We start from the raw sequence: 18,958 nt of genomic DNA on the forward strand, positions 1-18,958 counted from the left end.
TCGTGCGGGCGGGAATTATAGCTGAAAGTATAGGGTCAGCCCTTGGGGCGCGCGGCCGATTTCAGCCGAAACAGGCCGGAGATGTCGTCCTCGCCGTGGCCCCGGGCCATGAGTTCGGCATAGTCGTCCCGGGTCTGGGTGCTCAGCGGCAGGGGGATGCCCAATCTTTCCGCCATCTCCAGGCAGATGTTCAGGTCCTTGTGGTGCAAGGCCAGCTTGAAGCCGGGCTGGAAGCTGCCGCGGATCATGGTTTTGCCGCGCTTGTCCAGGAACCAGTTTCCGGCGGCGCCGCCGGAAACCACGTCGATGACCTTGTCCAGGTCCAATCCCAGCGCTTGCCCGAATGCCAGGGCCTCGGTGACGGCCTGGTTGATGCCGGCGCACATCACCTGGTTCACCGCCTTGGTGGCCTGGCCGGCGCCGGTGTCGCCCATGTGCATGATGCGGTTGCCCATCGCTTCCAGCACCGGCCTGACTTTTTCGACGGCTTCGGCCCGGCCGCCGACCATCAACGCCAGGGTGCCGCTGCAGGCGCCTTCGACGCCGCCGCTCACCGGGGCATCGAGAAAATCGCCGCCCGCCTGGCGGACGACCTCGGCGGCGCGGCGGGCGGTGGCTACGCCAACCGTCGAGCAGTCGACGACCACCGCGCCCGGCCGGAGCGTCGGCGCCAAAGCCCCGATCACTTCCAGCGCATCGGCGTCGGCGGAGACGCAAGTCACGATGACATCGCAGGCTGCGGCCAGATCGGCGGCGCCGGCGTAGGCCATGGTGCCGGTCTCGGCGGCGAGCGCCAGGGCCTTTTCCGGCGTGCGGTTCCAGACGCCGGCCAAAAGGCCCGCCCGGTGGAGGTTGCGGGCCATGCCCAGCCCCATGGCGCCGAGGCCGACGAAGCCGGTCTTCATGCTCATTCCTCCAGATAGGTGTAGTTGCTGAGCCCGGCGATCAGTTCGCTTTCGTACTGCTTGCGCTGGTGCAAGGGGATATCCGCTTCGATCAGCTTCTTGCGGTAGGCGCGTTCCAGCTCGTCGGGGTCGATGTGGACGTAGCGCAGCAGATCGTCGGCGCCGTCGCCCCGACGGGTATGGCTGAAGGTGTAGCCGCCCGAGCCGTCCAGTTCGACATTGACCGAGTGGGTGTCGCCGAACAGGTTGTGCATGTCGCCCAGGATTTCCTGATAGGCGCCGACCAGGAAGATGCCGATCAGATAAGGCTCGCCCGGTACCGGCTCGTGCATCCGCAGGGTGTTCTCGATGCTCTGGCGGTCGATGTAGGCATTGATCCGGCCGTCGGAATCGCAGGTCATATCCTGGACCACCGCCCGCCGGGTGGGCTCCTCGTCGAGACGCTGCAGAGGCATGACCGGAAAGATCTGATCGATCGCCCAGGCATCGGGAATCGACTGGAAGACCGAGAAATTGCAGAACAGCTTGTCGGCCAGGCGTTCGTTGAGCTCGTCGAGCACGGCCCGGTGGGCCCTCAGACGGATGTCGAGGCGCTGCTGCACTTCATGGCAGAGCGTGGCATGGAGTCTTTCGGCTTCCGCCAACTGGTCCAGGCAGATCTTGCCCTGGACGTACATGGTCCGGGCTTCGGACAGGTCGAACTCGGCGTCGTGGTATAGCCCCAGCACCGATTCGCTGTCCACCCGCCGGAGCAGGTCTTCCAAGTCTTTCAAAGGCTGGGCCACCGAGGCCGAGACCGGGCTGGCGTCGTAGGTGGCCGTTTCGATATCGACGACGTTGGTCACCAGCACGGCATGGTGGGCACTCATTGCACGGCCGGCTTCGGTGATCAGATTGGGCGGGGGCAGTCCCTGCTCGGCACAGAGTTCGGCGAACGCGCGGACGATGCTGTGGGCGTATTCCTCCACGCTGTAGTTGATCGAGCAGTCGCTGACCGAGTGCGTGCCCTCGTAGTCGATGCCGAGGCCCCCACCGACGTCGACATGATCCACCGGCGCGCCCAGCCGCCGCAGCTCGGCGTAGTAGCGGCCGGCCTCGCGCAAGGCGGTCTTGACGTCGTTGATGTTGGCGACTTGCGATCCCATGTGGAAATGCATCAGCCGGACCCAGCCGAGTCCGCCGACGCCTTCGAGCCGTTTGAGGAACTTCAGGATTTCGCCGGCATGCAGGCCGAATTTGGACTTCTCGCCCCCACTGTTCTGCCATTTGCCGGTACTGATGCTGGAGAGCCGCACCCGGACGCCGAGCTGCGGGGCGATGCCGAGCGCCTGGGACTCGCTCAGCACCAGTTCGAGTTCGGACAGTTTCTCGATGACGATGAAGACGCGCAGCCCCAGTCGGCTACCGATCAGGGCCAGCCGGATGTAGGCACGGTCCTTGTAGCCGTTGCAGACGATGGTGCCGGATTCCGCCAGCGCGAGGATGGCGAGCAGCTCCGATTTGCTGCCGGCTTCCAGGCCGACGCCGCCGGCCCGGAGAATGTTCTCGATGACGCTGCGCTGCTGGTTGACCTTGATGGGGTAAACCGGCGTGTAATTCGCCGTGTATTCGTAGGCCGCGCGCGCCTTGCCGAAAGCCGAGGTGAGCAAGCGCACCCGGTCGTGGAGGATCTGGGTGAAGCGCATCAGTACCGGGAGGGAAAGCCCTTCGGCGCGGACGCTGCGGGCGATGGCGGCAAGACTCACGCTGCCATCGATCTCTCCCCGCCGCGGGCAGACGACGACATCGCCCTCGGGCGCGATGTCGAAATACCCTTCGCTCCAATGCTCGATACCGTAAGTATCGCGCGCTTCGCTCAGCGTCCAGTTCACCTTTGTCATGGGGGACCGTCTTTCAAAAACATCCAATTATGGGGAGAATGCAACATTTTTTCCACGCAGGAGGACTTCCATGCGCGACGCACAGGACTGGTTTACCGAATCCTATCCACAGTACGGCAGTGCGCTGTCCCTGAAAATCAAGGCGAAGCTGCACGAGGAACAGACACCGTTCCAGCGCATCGAGATCTACGACACCGAATGGTTCGGCAAGCTCATGGTGATCGACGGCTGCACCATGGTGAGCGACCGCGATAATTTCCTCTACCACGAGATGATGACGCATCCCGTGCTCTACACCCATCCCGCACCGAAGACGGTGTGGATCATCGGCGGCGGCGACTGCGGCAGTCTGCGCGAAGTGCTGAAGCACGAGGAAGTCGAGAAGGCCGTTCAGATCGACATCGACGAGCGCGTGACCCGGCTGGCGGAGCGGTATTTCCCGGCGCTGTGTGATTCCAACGACGATCCCCGCGCCGAACTGCTGTTCATCGACGGCATCCAATGGGTAAAGGATGCGCCGGAGGCTTCCGTCGACGTCATCATCGTCGACAGCACCGACCCGGTCGGGCCGGCGGAGGGGCTGTTCAACGAAGCGTTTTTCCGCGAATGCCACCGCTGCCTGCGTGCCGACGGTATCCTGGCGCAGCAGAGCGAATCGCCGCTGTTCCACATGCCGCTCATCACCTCGATGCATCGGATCATGCGGCAGGCGGGCTTTTCGCAGACACGCACGCTGTTCTTCCCGCAATTCATCTATCCGTCGGGCTGGTGGAGTGCCACGATGGCCGGCAAAGGGGACCTGAGCCGGTTCCGCGCGGACGCCGCGGTGGCGAAGCCGTTCCCGACACAGTATTACAACGCGGAAATCCATCGGGCCGCGTTCGCCGTGCCTGAGTTCTTTCGCAACGCCCTGCGGGAGCTGGGCTGAACCGATGCTCGGCGGCGATTTGTCAAGATACGATCGGTCCGATACCATTGATCGCCATGGAAGCTGATCGCGTATACGACTATCTGGAGCGGATTTCGAACCTGATCCGCATGGATGCGCGCCGGTCCGAAAGCTTCAAAGGGCTTCAGCCGGTGCAGCTCGAAGCCTTGCATTATCTGGCCAGTTGCAACCGGTACAGCAACACGCCGCTGGCCGTGGCCGACTATCTGGGGCTGACCAAGGGGACGGTATCGCAGACACTGGCGGTCCTCGAAAGCAATGGCTTGATCGTCAAGGAAAGCGATGCCCGTGACCGGCGTGTGGTGCATCTGACGTTGACCGAGGCGGGCCGGCGGCTGCTGAAGGAGTCGATTCCGCCCCCCGTGCTGCGTGCGGCCCTGCGCACTCTGCCGGAGGACCAGCGCCAGGTACTGGAATCGGCCCTCGCCAATGTCCTCCAGGCGATGCAGGTGGCCAACCAGCTCAAGACCTTCGGTGCCTGCAAGACCTGTCGTTACCACCTCATTCTCGAAGATGCCCGTCGCCGTTGCGCGCTGACCGGTGAACAATTGTTCGAGGACGATGCCGAGATGATCTGCCGCGAGCACCAATTGCCCGTTGGCGATTGACGGCGGGCAGCCAGGAGCTGCCCTTGCGTTTCTAACGTCTGAATCTGGCGCGGGGGGCTGTTACAGCGCCTGATCCCCGGTTTCCCCGGTGCGAATCCGGATCGCCTGGTCGATGGCGGTGATGAAGATCTTGCCGTCGCCGATCTTGCCCGTGTTCGCCGCCTTGACGATCGCATCGACCGCCGTGTCCACCAGATTGTCGGCGACCGCGATCTCCAGTTTCACCTTCGGCAAAAAATCCACGACGTATTCGGCTCCGCGGTAGAGTTCGGTATGGCCTTTTTGCCGCCCAAACCCCTTGACTTCGGTGACCGTCAGTCCACTCACGCCGATATCGGAAAGCGCTTCGCGCACGTCGTCGAGCTTGAAGGGTTTGATGATTGCAGTGATGAGTTTCATGATCGTCTCCGCGGATCGTTGTTTTTTCAAGTGAGTGAAGCGTGATGACAGCCGCTAGGCCGGTTTGTTCCGGATGATGTCGTCGACGACCGCAGGGTCGGCCAGCGTCGAGGTATCTCCCAGTTGATCCAGGTCGTTGGCGGCGATTTTCCTCAGTATTCGCCGCATGATTTTACCCGATCTGGTCTTCGGCAGGGCTGGTGTCCACTGGATGATGTCCGGGGTCGCGATCGCGCCGATTTCCTGCTTGACCAGGTCGATCAGTTCGCGCCTCAGCTCTTCGCTCGGGGTCGCGTCGGCAACCAGGGTGACATAGGCATAGATGCCCTGGCCCTTGATGTTGTGCGGGTAGCCGACCACCGCGGCTTCCGCTACGGCATCGTGCAGCACCAGCGCGCTCTCGATCTCGGCGGTGCCCATCCGGTGTCCCGAGACGTTGATGACGTCGTCCACCCGGCCGGTGATCCAGTAATAACCGTCCGCGTCCCGGCGCGCGCCGTCGCCGGTGAAATATTTGCCCGGATAGAGGGCGAAATACGTCTCGCGGAAACGATCGTGATTGCGGAACACGGTGCGGGCCTGGCCCGGCCAGGAAGCGGTGATGGCCAGGACGCCCTCCGCCGGGCCGGCCAGTTCATTGCCCTGGGCGTCCAGGATGGCGGGGATGATGCCGAAGAAGGGCCGGGTGGCGGAGCCGGGTTTGAGCGGGGTGGCTCCCGGAAGGGGCGTGATCATGATGCCGCCGGTCTCGGTCTGCCACCAGGTGTCGAGCACCGGGCAGCGGCCATCGCCGACCACGTGGTAATACCATTCCCAAGCCTCGGGATTGATGGGTTCGCCGACCGAGCCCAGTATTCGCAGGCTGCTCCGTTCCGCCTGCTTCACCCAGTCCTCGCCCAAACCCATGAGGGCCCGGATGACGGTGGGCGCCGTGTAGAAGATGCTGACCTTGTATTTGTCGATGACCTGCCAGAGCCGCGCCGGCGTGGGATAGGTCGGCACGCCCTCGAACATTAGGGTGGTTGCGCCGTTGCACAACGGGCCGTAGACGACATAGCTGTGGCCGGTGATCCAGCCGATATCCGCGGTGCACCAATACACTTCGCAGCCGCGGTAATCGAAAACGTATTTGTGGGTGACCGCGGCATACAGCAGATAGCCGCCCGTGGTGTGGACCACCCCCTTCGGTTTGCCGGTCGAGCCGGAGGTATAGAGAATGAACAGCGGGTCTTCCGCATCCATGTCTTCGGGGGGACAGTTGGGCGATGCGGACTCCACGGCCTCGTGAAACCAGTGATCGCGTCCTTCGGTCCAGTCCACCGGCCGAGCGGTATGGCGCACCACGAGCACGGTTCGGACCTCCGGGCATTCGCGCAGTGCGATGTCGACATTGTGCTTGAGCGGCACGAATTTTCCGCCCCGCCGACCTTCGTCGGCGCAGACGACGAGGCGGCAATCGGCATCCAGGATGCGGTCCTTCAATGCCTCGGACGAAAACCCTCCGAACACGATCGAGTGTATGGCGCCTAGGCGGGCGCAGGCCAGCATGGCCACGGCGGCTTCGGGGATCATCGGCAGATAGATGCAGACCCGGTCGCCTTTGCCGACGCCATGGGATTTCAGTACATTGGCGAACCGGCAGACGCGGTCGTGCAATTCGCGGTAGCTCAGGCTGCGCTGGTCGTCGGGCTGGTCGCCCTCCCAGAGGATTGCGGTCTGATCGCCTCGTTCGGGCAGATGACGGTCGAGGCAGTTGTAGGAGACATTCAATCGTCCGCCAGAGAACCACTCGATGTTCGGCGTATCGAAGTCCCATCGCGCCACCCGGTTCCAGGTGGTGTTCCAGCTTAAGAATTCCTCGGCCAAGCCGGCCCAGAATCCTTCGGGATCCCTGATGGAGTTGTCATACATTTCCCGATAAATTTTGTCGGATATCAGGGTGGACGCCGCGATATTCGCAGGAACGGGATAGACGTGTTCTGTTTTCATTTATTGTGGCGTGTCCGGTCGGCCGCGAATTGAGAATTATACTCATGAGAAGGGCATGAAATCCGGTGAATTTTAAGACGGGTTCGGCGACAATGAAATCTGAGCCGAGGTATCAGGCGCCGTCCTGAGAGGGGCTGAAGAGTAAGAACCCGTGACGTGCCTGTTTACTTCGTAAAAAGAGGGTTTTTCTTCCCTCCGTCGGTATACAATGGAGCGCGGTATCGAAGGGGCGTTATTGCGGGAGTTCGCGATAACGGGTAGTGCGAATGCCGCGTCCGGCAGAGGGGTCGTGAGCGGCGGGTTTGTTGAGGAAGAAACCGATGTCGTCTGAAGTCGATTTTGAGTTGGATGGCGGTCTCGTTGGGGGCTTGGCTTATGTCGATGAGACAGCCGCGATCGAAATGAGCGCCGGTTGCGAGATCGAGGTGGACGCCGTCGATGATGGCGGGGCGCCAGGGTGGCGGGATGAAGCTTCCGATGAATGCGGAGAAGGGGCCGAGGTTGGTTCCGAGCTCGATGCGACGCGGATTTACCTGAACCAATTGGGGAAATGGAAACTTCTGACGGCGGAGGAAGAGAAGCATTTCGGACGGCGTGCCCTCGAAGGCGATGAGGCCGCCCGCTGCCTCATGATCGAAAGCAATCTGCGTCTGGTCGTCAAGATTGCACGCCGCTATCTGAACCGGGGTTTGCCTTTGCTCGACCTGATCGAAGAGGGCAATCTCGGCCTGATCCGGGCCGTCGAGAAGTTCGAGCCGGACCGCGGTTTCCGCTTTTCCACCTACGCAACCTGGTGGATACGGCAGACGATCGAGCGCGCCCTGATGAGCCAGGTCCGGGCCATCCGGCTTCCGGTTCATGTGGCCAAGGAAATGAACGTGGTACTGAAGGCCTACCGGAGCCTGTCCGTCAAAATACAGGGGGTGCCGACGGCTCTGGATGTGGCCCGGCAACTCGGCAAATCTCCCGAGCGGGTCGAGCAGCTTCTGCGGCTGAGTGAAAAGGATTTGTCGGCCGATGCGCCGATCACCGCCGATTCCTCCAAATCCCTGCTCGACATGGCGCCGGATGACGGTCAGAGTCCGATAACGGATACTCTGCTGGCGGAACGACTCGAACAGAAAATCGGCGAATGGCTCGATCGACTGAATTCCCGCCAGTGTGAGGTTCTCCAGCGCCGCTTCGGGCTCGGTGGGCATGAGGTGGCGACGCTCGAAGAGGTGGCCCTGGATATGGGGATCACCCGCGAAAGAGTTCGCCAGATTCAAAGAGAGGCGCAGCTCAAGCTGCGCGGCATGCTGGAGGCGGAAGGATATACCGCCGACGCGGTATTGCTGAACTGAGCCGGCCGCTGTCGGCTCCTGCTGGCTGGCTTCAAGGGCGCCCGTCCTTGTCGACGCAGGGACCGATCCGCGTTAAATTACCCAGAATGCAACGGACTCAAGAGAGAATCATGACGCTTCGTAGATTCGGAATCCTAGGGATTGCTTTCCAATTGGCGGCTTGCGCGTCTATGGAAGAGAAGATTCAGGATACGGAACAGCTGCTTGCGGCCGCCGGCTTCAAGATCAACTATGCTCAGACGCCGGAGCAGCAGGCCAACGTCAAGGGGATGACGCAGCAGAAGCTTGTCGCGCACCCCAAAGGCGACAAAATAATGTACGTCTACGCGGACGCGAGCATCTGTCAATGCGTTTACGTGGGCGACGCGGACGCCTATGCACGTTTCCAGAAGCTCGCGGTGGAGAAGGAAATCGCCGACGAGCAGAGGCAGGCGGCGGAGACCAACCTCGATGCCACGATGAACTGGGGCATGTGGGGCCCCGGATTATGGTGGCCCTGATCGGGATGCTTTTGGTATCGGCTGTTTGCCCGCGCTGATGGGCAAGACGAAGCGCCCCTTTGCGGGGCGCTTCTTTTTTGGCGATTCATTTGCGCCAGAATGTCGAGGTGAAGATGATCAGTGCGGTAAAAACCTCGATGCGGCCCAGGAACATGGCGACGGTGCATGTCCAGGTCTGGAAATCGGAAAGGGAGGCATAGTTGCTGGCGGGTCCCACCACATTGAGGCCGGGACCTGCGTTGTTGATGCTGGCGATGATGGCAGAGAACGAGGACACCATGTCCAGCCCGCTGACCACCAGCAACAACGTCAGGATGACGATGCTCATGAAGTAGACGAAGATGAAACCCAGGACCGACAGAATGATGCTCGAAGGAATCACCATATGGCCGATCTTGACCGGATTGACCGCCGTCGGATGTGTCAGGAGCAGCATCTGCAGTTGACTCTGTTTCATCAGGATCAGGGTGCGCATCATCTTGATACCGCCGCCGGTCGAACCCGTGCACACCAGGATGCTACTCAGGAACAGCATCCACAGCGGTGCGAACAAGGGCCACTGATTATAGTCTACGGATGCGAAACCGCAGTCGGTGGCGATGGACACGAGGTTGAAGCTCGCATGCCGTAGAGCGGTCCAGAAATCCGGATAAGTGTGGTGCGCGACCAGGAACAGGGCGATGGCCAGACAGCTTCCTAATGCCAGAATCAGGTAGGGAATGGCCTCGATGTCATGCTGATAAGCCTTCAGGCTCCTGGTGCGGATTGCCAGGAAATGGGTGGAGAAGTTCATTCCGGCGATCAGCATGAAAACCATCAGGATCGCTTCTATCACCGGCGAGTCGAAGTAGCCGACACTGGCATCATGGGTCGAGAACCCGCCCAGGCTCATGGCGGCGAAAGCATGACAGATGGCGTCAAGCCAGCTCATGCCGGCTATCTTGAGGCACAGGATGCAGGCCAGCGTGATATAGGCGTAAACCAGCCAAAGATTTTTTGCGGTTTCGGTGATCCGCGGTGTCAGCTTGTTTTCCTTCATGGGGCCGGGGGTTTCCGCCATGAACAGCTGGCGTCCGCCGATGCCCAGCACGGGGAGAATGGCCACCGCCAGCACGATGATGCCCATCCCGCCCAGCCAGTTCAATTCGTGGCGCCAGAGGTTGATTGCGGGAGGAAGCTGGTCGAGGCCCGCCAGCACCGTAGCCCCTGTCGTCGTCAGCCCGGACATGGCTTCGAAATAGGCATCGGTAAACGATAGCCCCTCGATGTACGACATCAGCGGGAAGGTAGCGAAGGCCGCCATGCCGGTCCAGGCCAGCACCACGAGTAGGAAGCCATCCTTGGACTTGAGGTCGTATTGATACTGCCTTGTCGCGATCCAAAGCATCGCGCCGGCGCCGATGGTGAAGAGCATGTCCTCGATGAACAGGAGCGCAGTGCCGTCGGAGGCGAGCAAGGAGGCTGAGATCGGGAGCAGATAGGTCAGGCTGAAGACCATCAGCATCAACCCGAACACACGGGCGAGAGAGAGCAGGCGCTTTACGGTGCTGCGGGATGCGATCTGGGGCATCGTCAACGGCGGAGTCGGTGCATGGGGTGCATCGGCGGGCCATCACACAAGCCGTCGGCGCGATTCGGACGCGGGCCCGGATTTCCGGTTCCGATGTCCTCGGACGGCGGCTTCGGGCCGGGGGTCCTGGGTTCGCTCACGATACTGGGGCGACTCACGGTATCGCCGGGTTCACCGCGGCAATTCGGAGTGGCCCATGAGAAATTCGTCTACGGCCCGTGCCGCCTGGCGCCCCTCGCGGATTGCCCAGACGACGAGCGACTGCCCCCGCCGCATGTCTCCGGCCGTGAATACCTTGTCCACCGAGGTGCGATAGCTCAGGGCATCTGCCTGGACATTGCCGCGCTCGTCGAGCCGGACCCCGGCTTCCTCCAGCAGCCCTTCGTGCACCGGGTGTACGAAACCCATGGCGAGCAGGACGAGGTCGGCCTTGAGCGTGAATTCACTGCCCGGGATTTCTTCCATGAGCCAACGTCCGCCGTCCTGTTTCCAGCTCACTTCGATGCAATGGATCTGGGTGACCCGCCCGTTTTCGCCACTGAAGCGCTTGGTCGCGACGCTCCAGCGGCGTTCGCAGCCTTCTTCCTGCGAGGAGGAGGTGCGCAGCCGGTTGGGCCAGTTCGGCCAGGTGAGCCCCTTGTCTTCCTTGGCCGGGGGCTGGGGCAGGATTTCCAGTTGCACGACCGAGGCGGCGCCCTGGCGGATCGAGGTACCGATGCAGTCGGAGCCGGTGTCGCCGCCGCCGATGACGATGACGTGCCGGTCCGTTGCCAGGATGCTGCTCTCGTCTTCGATCGCATCGCCGGCGACGCGCCGGTTCTGCTGCTTCAGGAACTCCATGGCGAAATGGATGCCGCCCAGCTCGCGCCCAGGAACGGGCAGGTCGCGCGGCTGCTCCGAGCCGCCGGCCAGCACGATGGCGTCGAAATCGGCCAGCAGCCGGCTCATCGGAATATTGGCCCCGATGTGGCTGTTCGGACGGAAGATCACGCCTTCCGCCTGCATCTGGGCGATGCGGCGGTCGATCAGATGTTTCTCCATCTTGAAGTCGGGAATGCCGTAGCGCAGCAGGCCACCGATACGGTCCGCCTTCTCATAGACGACGACGCCATGGCCGGCGCGAGCCAGTTGCTGGGCGCAGGCGAGCCCGGACGGACCCGAGCCCACCACGGCCACGCGTTTGTCGGTGCGCTTGAGGGGGATTTGCGGACGGATCCAGCTTTCTTCCCAGGCCTTGTCGACGATCGAGCACTCGATGGTCTTGATGGTGACCGGCTCGTCGTTGAGGTTCAGCGTGCAGGCGGCTTCGCAAGGAGCGGGGCAGATCCGGCCGGTGAATTCCGGGAAGTTGTTGGTGCTGTGCAACACCTCGCTCGCCTCTTCCCAATTGCCTTGATACACCAGATCGTTCCAGTCCGGAATGATGTTGTTGACGGGGCAGCCCTGGTGGCAATAGGGGATGCCGCAATCCATGCAGCGGGCGCCCTGGCGGCTGATTTCTTCCTCGCTGAGCGGCACTACGAATTCGCGGTAATGCTGGATGCGGTCCGCGACCAGGGTGTAACGCCGGTCCTGCCGAGCAATTTCCATGAAACCGGTGGGTTTTCCCATCTTGTTCAATACCTCGCGTCTGTCTTGTGGGCCGGATTCAATGGTGCGCGGACGCACCGGTCCGGGCCTGCTGCATCTTTTCAAGCGCCTTGCGGTAATCGACCGGCATGACCTTGACGAACCGGGGTGCGTAGACCGCCCAATTGTCCAGGATCAGCCCGGCGCGCTCGCTGCCGGTATAGCGGCGGTGCTTCTCGATCAGGAAACCCAGTCGGCGCATGTCGTTGCGGGTCATGTCGTGCATGATGTCGACCATGCCGTGAGTCTCCAGATCGCCGCCCTGGTGCTCGAAATGCTCCAGCGCATCGTCTTCCGCCAGCAGGGGCTCGAGTTCCACCATGGCCAGGTTGCAGCGCTGTTCGAAATCGCCGGATTCGTCCAGCACATAGGCGACGCCGCCGGACATGCCGGCCGCGAAGTTGCGTCCGGTCTCGCCCAGCACCACCACCACGCCGCCGGTCATGTACTCGCAGCCGTGATCGCCGAGGCCTTCCACCACCGCGATCGCGCCGGAGTTGCGGACCGCGAAGCGCTCCCCGGCCACGCCGCGGAAATAGCATTCGCCGCTGATGGCGCCGTATAGCACGGTGTTGCCGACGATGATGTTTTGTTCCGGCGTGATGGGGCAGTCGGCCGGCGGATAGATCGCCAGACGGCCGCCGGACAGACCCTTGCCGACGTAGTCGTTGGCCTCGCCTTCCAGCTCCAGCGTCACGCCTGCGGCCAGGAAGGCGCCGAAGCTTTGGCCGGCGGTGCCGTGGGCCTTGATGTGGATCGTGTCTTCCGGCAGGCCGGCATGGCCGTAGCGCTTGGCGACCTCGCCCGAGAGCATGGCGCCCAGGGTGCGGTTGTAGTTGCGAACGCCGATGTCGATATGGACCGGTTTTTTCTCTTCCAGCGCAGGCCGGGCGAATTCGATCAGCTTGCGGTCCAGCGCCTTGTCCAAGCCGTGATCCTGCTGCTCGCAGTTGAAGATGGCGACGCCGGGGCCGGCTTCCGGTTTGTACAGGACCTTCGACAGGTCGATGCGGGAGGCTTTCCAGTGGTCGACGGCTTTGCGCATGTCGAGCAGATCGGAGCGGCCGACCATGTCCTCGTAGCGCCGGAAGCCGAGCCGGGCCATGAGCTGGCGAACTTCCTCGGCGACGAAGAAGAAATAGTTCACCACGTGTTCAGGCTGGCCGGTGAAGCGCCTGCGCAGCTCCGGATCCTGCGTCGCCACCCCCACCGGGCAGGTGTTGAGGTGGCATTTGCGCATCATGATGCAGCCTTCGACGATCAGCGGGGCGGTGGCGAAGCCGACCTCGTCCGCGCCGAGCAGGGCGGCGATCACCACGTCGCGGCCGGTGCGCATCCCGCCGTCGGCCTGGACGCAGATGCGTCCGCGCAGGCGGTTGAGCACCAGGGTTTGGTGGGTTTCGGCCAAGCCGATTTCCCAGGGGAGCCCTGCATGTTTGATGGAGGTGATCGGGCTGGCGCCGGTGCCGCCGTCATAGCCGGAGATGGTGACATGGTCAGCGTGGGCTTTGGCGACGCCCGCCGCCACCGTGCCGACGCCGACTTCCGACACCAGCTTGACGCTGATGCGGGCCGCCGGATTCACGTTCTTCAGGTCGTGGATCAGCTGGGCCAAATCTTCGATCGAATAGATGTCGTGATGCGGCGGCGGCGAAATCAGGCCGACGCCGGGGGTCGAATGGCGTACCTTGGCGATGACCGCGTCGACCTTGTGGCCGGGCAGCTGGCCGCCTTCGCCTGGCTTGGCGCCCTGCGAGATCTTGATCTGGATGTCGTCGGCATTGACGAGGTATTCGGCGGTGACGCCGAAGCGTCCCGACGCGACCTGTTTGATCGCCGAACGCAGGGAATCGCCGTTCGCCAGCGGCACGAAGCGCTCGGGTAGCTCGCCGCCTTCGCCGGTGTTCGACTTGCCGCCGATCCGGTTCATGGCGATCGCCAAGGTGGTGTGCGCCTCGTAGGAGATCGATCCGAACGACATGGCGCCGGTGACGAAGCGCTTGACGATATCCTTGGCCGGTTCGACTTCGTCCAAAGGCACCGGCTCGGCAGCGTAGCGGAAATCCATCAGGCCGCGCAGGGTCAGCAGGTGCTCGTTCTGCTCGTTGACCAGCTTGGCGTATTCGGCATAGGTCTTGGCGTCGTTCGCGCGGGTCGCGTGCTGTAGCTTGGAGACCGTTTCCGGCGTCCACATGTGATCTTCGCCGCGCACCCGGAAGGCGTATTCGCCACCGACGTCGAGCGCACTCCGGTACAGCGGCGCGTTGCCGAAAGCCAGGCGGTGACGGCGGACGGTTTCCTCCGCGACTTCCTTGAGTTCGATGCCGCCGGTGGTGCATTCGGTGCCATGGAAATAGCGATCGAGGAAGCTCTCGCCCAGCCCCACGGCGTTGAATATCTGTGCGCCGCAATAGGACTGGTAGGTGGAGATGCCCATCTTCGACATGATCTTGAGCAAGGCCTTGCCCACGGCCTTGATGTAGCGCTTATGGGCTTCCTCTTCGCTGAGCTTCTCCGGCAGCGAGTCGAGCAGGTCCGACAAAGTGTCGAAGGCGAGGTAGGGGTTGATGGCCTCGGCTCCGTAGCCGGCGAGCAGGGCAAAGTGATGGACTTCGCGCGCCTCGCCGGTTTCCACCACCAGGCCCGAATGCGTGCGCAGGCCGGCCCGGATCAGATGGTGATGGACCGCCGAGGTGGCGAGCAGGGCGGGGATGGCGATATGGCCCGCATCCATGCCGCGGTCCGACAGGATCAGGATGTTGTTGCCTTCCAGCACGGCCTGTTCGGCGCGGCGGCACACGGCGTCGAGCGCCGGCTCCATGCCCGGTGCACCGGCATCGGCTGGAAAGCAGATGCTCAGGGTCTTGGTCTGGAACGCGCCCTGGGTTCGCGCCTCGATGCGACGGATCTTTTCCAGGTCGCTGTTGCTGAGGATCGGCTGGTGTACCTCGAGCCGCTTGTTGTTGCCGCCATTGTCCAGCGCCAGCAGGTTGGGGCGCGGGCCGATGTGCGACACCAGCGACATCACCAGCTCCTCGCGGATCGGGTCGATCGCCGGGTTGGTGACCTGGGCGAAACCTTGCTTGAAGTAGTCGTAAAGCATCCGCGGCCGGTTCGACAGCACGGCCAGGGCGGCGTCGGTCCCCATGGAACCCACCGGTTCCTGCCCGCTCAGGGCGATCGGCTTGAAGAAGACCTTGATGTCTTCCTGGGTGTAGCCGAAGGCCTGCTGCCGGTCGAGCAGGGTGGCGTGATCCGGCGCCATCGCGGCGACTTCGGGCGGCAGGTTCTCGACGTTGATCTGAGTCTTGTCCAGCCATTCCTGGTACGGATTGCGCCGGGCCAGTTCGTCCTTGATCTCCTGGTCCTCGATGATGCGGCCTTGCTCCAGATCGATCAGGAACATCCTGCCGGGCTGCAGGCGCCACTTCTTGACGATCTTGTGTTGCGGAACGTTGAGCACGCCCATTTCCGACCCCATGATGACGTAGTCGTCGTCGGTGATCAGATAGCGTGCCGGGCGCAAGCCGTTGCGGTCGAGTGTCGCGCCGATCTGGCGTCCGTCGGTGAAAGCCACGGCGGCGGGGCCGTCCCAGGGTTCCATCAGCGCCGAGTAATACTCGTAGAACGCGCGGCGCTTGGGGTCCATCAGCGGGTTGCCGGCCCAGGCTTCGGGAATCAGCAGCATCATGGCATGGACCAGCGAGTAGCCGCCGGTGACCAGCAGCTCCAGCGCATTGTCGAAGCAGGCCGAGTCGGACTGACCTTCGGCGATCAGCGGCCATATTTTGTCCAGGTCTTCACCCAGCAGCGCGGATTTCATGGACTGACGGCGCGCGGCCATCCAGTTGATGTTGCCGCGAATCGTGTTGATCTCGCCGTTATGGGCGATCATCCGGAACGGGTGGGCGAGGTCCCACGTCGGGAAGGTGTTGGTCGAAAAGCGCTGGTGAACCAGGGCCAGGGCCGAAACCAGGCTCTCGTCGTTCAGATCGCGGTAATAGGAACCCACCTGGTCGGCCAGCAGCATACCTTTATAAACAATCGTGCGCGACGACAGCGAGGGCAGGTAGAACATCTCGCCGCCGGCGACTTTGCCCTCGCGCACGGCGTTTTCGGCCTGCTTGCGGATGACGAACAGCTTGCGCTCGAAGGCATTCTGATCGGCGCAACCGGCGCCGCGGCCGATGAAGACCTGGCGCACTACCGGCTCGACGGCCTTGACCGTCTCGCCGATGCCGGTATTGTCCACGGGAACGTCGCGCCAGCCGAGGACCGTTTGGCCCTCGGCGGTGATATAGCGGTTCAGGATGTCCTCGCAGCGGCGCCGGTTCTCCGTGTCGCGCGGCATGAACAGCATGCCGACGCCGTAATGGCCGGGCTCGGGAAGCGTCATGCCGAGTCCGGCGCACGCCTTGCGCAGGAACGCATCGGGCAGCTGGAGCAGGATGCCGGCGCCGTCGCCCGCCAACGGATCGGCCCCCACCGCGCCGCGATGCGTGAGATTCTTCAGTATTTCCAGCCCCTGGAGAACGATGTCGTGGCTTTTCCTGCCCTTGATGTGGGCGATGAAGCCGACGCCGCAGGCGTCGTGTTCGTGGCGTGGATCGTACAAACCCTGCTTCCGGGGCAATGCATGGTGGCTCATTGGGGTTACCTCTTGAGGATCGCGCCGGGTCAACGAGCGAACGCGTCTGGAGTGGCGCCCCATCCGTTCCGATACGGGGTTCCGCCCTGAAAGGGACGGCCGCGGCTTACGCGGGTCCGGTGATCAACGAATGAGGACAAGGTCATCGCACAGGGGGCGGCGGTCCGCCCGCAAAAAATGGCTGGAAACTATATGGAATCGGGCATGCATTTGCAACACATGCCGTCCGCTATCTCTCTCGGCCGAGGGGCCTGGATGTGTCCTCCGTATTGTTCGGGAACGGTGAAAAGGGTATAGTTTGCCGTTTTTGACGGGGTATCTACCCCTTCTCCTTGCTTCATCGCCCCGGCGGGAAGCTGACTCAAACCGAAAGGAGCATTAGCGTGCGACATTATGAAATAGTGTTCATGGTCCATCCGGATCAGAGCGGACAGGTGCCGGCGATGATCGACCGGTACCGTTCCATCATCGAAGGCGCGATGGGGCGCATCCATCGCCTGGAGGACTGGGGGCGCCGTCAACTGGCCTATCCTATCGCCAAGCTGCACAAGGCGCATTACGTGTTGATGAACATCGAGTGCGATCAGGCGACTTTGGAAGAACTGGAGAGCGGTTTCCGGTTCAACGACGCGGTGCTGCGCAGTCTGACGATCAAGCGCGACGAGGCGGTAACCGAGCCGTCGGCGCTGGCAAGGTCGGGTGGGGAAGCCGAGGTCGAGCGCGCGTCGGCTGACGACAGCGAAGACGAGAAGGCAGCCGGCGTCGAGCCGAACAACGAGGCGGAAGCAGAGGCCTGAGGCCGCTGCCGATAAGCCGGAATACATATTCGCCGATCAGGTTTTGGAGTTCACCGATGGTTCGTCAATTCAAACGTAGAAGGTATTGCCGCTTTACCGCGGAAGATGTCAAGGAAATCGATTACAAGGATTTGGACATGCTGCGGGAATACATCTCGGAAACGGGGAAGATCGTTCCCAGCCGCATTACGGGGACCAGTGCGAAGTATCAGCGCCAGTTGGCCACGGCCATCAAGCGGGCGCGGTTTTTGGCGCTGCTCCCGTTCTGCGATGCGCACGAGCAATAAGCGTCCTTAGGCCGTTGTCGCTGAAAGGCTGAGGGTTCGTGAAGGGGCTTGCGGCTTTCGTCATGAAGGGCCGGTGGCAGGCGGTGTTTGTCATCGCCGGCTTTGCCTGCCTTTCGTTCATGATACCGCTGGTCGGTCTGCTGAGTTCCGCCGCCTTCGGGCTCGTAGTGCTGCGGCAAGGCCCGCAGTCGGCGTTGACGGTTTTGGTTCCGGCGGCGATGGCCGTTGCCGCCTTCGGGGGAGTGGTGCTGGGCAGCGTGGCGGCGCCCTTGATCTATGCGCTGTTGCTCTGGCTTCCCACTGCCCTTGCGGCATGGGTGCTGCGGCTGTCCCGCCGCCTCGAGTGGGCGCTGGCCGCCGTCGTCATTCCCGCCCTGGTGGCCGTTTTGGCGGTTTATGGCCTGGTCAGCAATCCGGCGGAATTCTGGAGCGAAAAGCTCATGCCGATGGTCCAGCCGCTGCTGGATCAGGCGCCGGCCGATTTCGACGCGGACGCCGCCCGTTCGGGACTGCGTGTGGCCGCGCATTATGCGACGGGCTTCGTGAGCGCGGGCTCCGCGCTCAGCGTATTCATGACCCTGGTGTTGGCCCGATGGTGGCAGTCCTTGCTGTACAACCCCGGCGGATTCCGCGCCGAGTATCTCGAACTGCGGCCCAGCCCGGCGTTCGCGTATGTCGCTCTGGCCTGCATGGGCGGCGCGGCGTTGTTTGCGTCATCGGCGGTGGCGGAATTGATGTGGAATCTCGGGCTGGTGTTTTTCATGTTGTACCTCATGGTGGGAATCGCGGTGATCCATGCGCTGCTGTCCCGCCGCGCAGGCGGAAAGTTCTGGCTGGCGGGGGTTTATCTGCTGCTGTTCGTGATTCCCCAGGTCGCCATCCCCGTGGTGCTCATGGGGTTTACCGACGTCTGGATGGACTGGCGTCACCGGCGGATTGCGGGCGCCTGAAGCGCACGGGCCGGCAATAATTCATTTCTTAAAATCAGTTTTTTCGAGGTCTGGAAGATGGATGTGATTCTTCTTGAGAAGGTGCCGAATCTCGGCAGCCTGGGTGACAAGGTTTCGGTGCGGCCGGGATATGGCCGCAATTTCTTGATTCCGAAAGGCAAGGCGGTTGCCGCGACGGCGGCGAAGCTGGCCGAGTTCGAGCAGCGCCGGGCGGAACTGGAGAAAAAGGCGTCCGACGAGCTTGCTGCTGCACTGGCCCGCGCCGAGGCGATCTCGCAGCTGAGCGTTTCCATCGCCCAGAAAGCCGGCGAGGAAGGCAAGCTGTACGGCTCGGTCGGCACCAAAGACATCGCCGAAGCGGTCACTGCGGCCGGCGTGGCGGTCGAGCGGCACGAGGTGCGGCTGCCCCACGGCCCGATCCGCCTCGCCGGAGATTACGAAATCACGCTGCACCTGCATAGCGACGTGAACGCGACGCTGAACCTGAAGGTCGTCGCGGAGTAA

15 protein-coding genes are annotated in these 18,958 nt (G+C 62.6%); 8 read left to right on the forward strand and 7 right to left on the reverse strand.

Annotated features, from left to right (window positions below):
* Positions 1–35: 35 nt before the first annotated feature.
* Positions 36–905: an NAD(P)-dependent oxidoreductase gene (locus GNH96_RS06935; protein ID WP_169603006.1), complete on the reverse strand. Its 870-nt coding sequence runs from the start codon at positions 903–905 to the stop codon at positions 36–38.
* A gap of 2 nt (positions 906–907) precedes the next feature.
* Positions 908–2,785, reverse strand: coding sequence for a biosynthetic arginine decarboxylase (gene speA / locus GNH96_RS06940; protein WP_169603007.1), 1,878 nt, complete (start codon positions 2,783–2,785; stop codon positions 908–910).
* Between the two features lie 70 nt (positions 2,786–2,855).
* Here speA and speE point away from each other — a divergent pair, with 70 nt between their 5' ends.
* Positions 2,856–3,713, forward strand: coding sequence for a polyamine aminopropyltransferase (gene speE, locus GNH96_RS06945; protein WP_169603008.1), 858 nt, complete (start codon positions 2,856–2,858; stop codon positions 3,711–3,713).
* A 56-nt stretch (positions 3,714–3,769) separates the two neighbouring features.
* Positions 3,770–4,342, forward strand: a complete 573-nt coding sequence (locus GNH96_RS06950; RefSeq protein WP_169603009.1) for a MarR family winged helix-turn-helix transcriptional regulator — start codon at positions 3,770–3,772, stop codon at positions 4,340–4,342.
* A gap of 60 nt (positions 4,343–4,402) precedes the next feature.
* On the opposite strand, the gene glnK is transcribed toward GNH96_RS06950, so the two are convergent.
* Positions 4,403–4,741: a P-II family nitrogen regulator gene (gene glnK, locus GNH96_RS06955; protein ID WP_169603010.1), complete on the reverse strand. Its 339-nt coding sequence runs from the start codon at positions 4,739–4,741 to the stop codon at positions 4,403–4,405.
* Positions 4,742–4,795: 54 nt separating this feature from the next.
* Positions 4,796–6,730: an acetate--CoA ligase gene (gene acs, locus GNH96_RS06960; protein ID WP_169603011.1), complete on the reverse strand. Its 1,935-nt coding sequence runs from the start codon at positions 6,728–6,730 to the stop codon at positions 4,796–4,798.
* Between the two features lie 320 nt (positions 6,731–7,050).
* Here acs and rpoS point away from each other — a divergent pair, with 320 nt between their 5' ends.
* Together rpoS and GNH96_RS06970 are read left to right on the forward strand one after the other, a co-directional pair.
* Positions 7,051–8,073: an RNA polymerase sigma factor RpoS gene (gene rpoS / locus GNH96_RS06965; RefSeq protein ID WP_223163477.1), complete on the forward strand. Its 1,023-nt coding sequence runs from the start codon at positions 7,051–7,053 to the stop codon at positions 8,071–8,073.
* 170 nt (positions 8,074–8,243) lie between these two features.
* A complete protein-coding gene (locus GNH96_RS06970; RefSeq protein ID WP_169603012.1) occupies positions 8,244–8,573 on the forward strand; it encodes a hypothetical protein in 330 nt (109 codons plus the stop codon).
* Positions 8,574–8,658: 85 nt separating this feature from the next.
* On the opposite strand, the gene GNH96_RS06975 is transcribed toward GNH96_RS06970, so the two are convergent.
* The 3 genes from GNH96_RS06975 to gltB all read right to left on the reverse strand — a co-directional run bounded on the left by GNH96_RS06975 (position 8,659) and on the right by gltB (position 16,420).
* Positions 8,659–10,143, reverse strand: a complete 1,485-nt coding sequence (locus tag GNH96_RS06975) for a TrkH family potassium uptake protein (RefSeq protein WP_169603013.1) — start codon at positions 10,141–10,143, stop codon at positions 8,659–8,661.
* 171 nt (positions 10,144–10,314) lie between these two features.
* Positions 10,315–11,754, reverse strand: coding sequence for a glutamate synthase subunit beta (locus tag GNH96_RS06980; protein WP_169603014.1), 1,440 nt, complete (start codon positions 11,752–11,754; stop codon positions 10,315–10,317).
* A gap of 37 nt (positions 11,755–11,791) precedes the next feature.
* Positions 11,792–16,420, reverse strand: coding sequence for a glutamate synthase large subunit (gene gltB, locus GNH96_RS06985; protein WP_169603015.1), 4,629 nt, complete (start codon positions 16,418–16,420; stop codon positions 11,792–11,794).
* A gap of 383 nt (positions 16,421–16,803) precedes the next feature.
* Between gltB and rpsF the strand changes: the two genes are divergently transcribed.
* The 4 genes from rpsF (at position 16,804) to rplI (ending at position 18,958) form a co-directional block, all read left to right on the forward strand.
* Positions 16,804–17,217 (forward strand): 30S ribosomal protein S6, encoded by a 414-nt coding sequence (rpsF, locus tag GNH96_RS06990; protein WP_169603016.1) that lies wholly within the window; start codon positions 16,804–16,806, stop codon positions 17,215–17,217.
* Positions 17,218–17,273: 56 nt separating this feature from the next.
* The gene (gene rpsR / locus GNH96_RS06995; protein ID WP_169603017.1) at positions 17,274–17,504 is read left to right on the forward strand and encodes a 30S ribosomal protein S18; all 231 of its coding nucleotides are present in this window, start codon (positions 17,274–17,276) and stop codon (positions 17,502–17,504) included.
* A 62-nt stretch (positions 17,505–17,566) separates the two neighbouring features.
* The gene (locus GNH96_RS07000) at positions 17,567–18,454 is read left to right on the forward strand and encodes a YybS family protein (protein ID WP_169603018.1); all 888 of its coding nucleotides are present in this window, start codon (positions 17,567–17,569) and stop codon (positions 18,452–18,454) included.
* Positions 18,455–18,511: 57 nt separating this feature from the next.
* Positions 18,512–18,958: a 50S ribosomal protein L9 gene (gene rplI / locus GNH96_RS07005; RefSeq protein WP_169603019.1), complete on the forward strand. Its 447-nt coding sequence runs from the start codon at positions 18,512–18,514 to the stop codon at positions 18,956–18,958.

The organism is Methylococcus geothermalis (assembly GCF_012769535.1).
Lineage (GTDB): Bacteria > Pseudomonadota > Gammaproteobacteria > Methylococcales > Methylococcaceae > Methylococcus > Methylococcus geothermalis.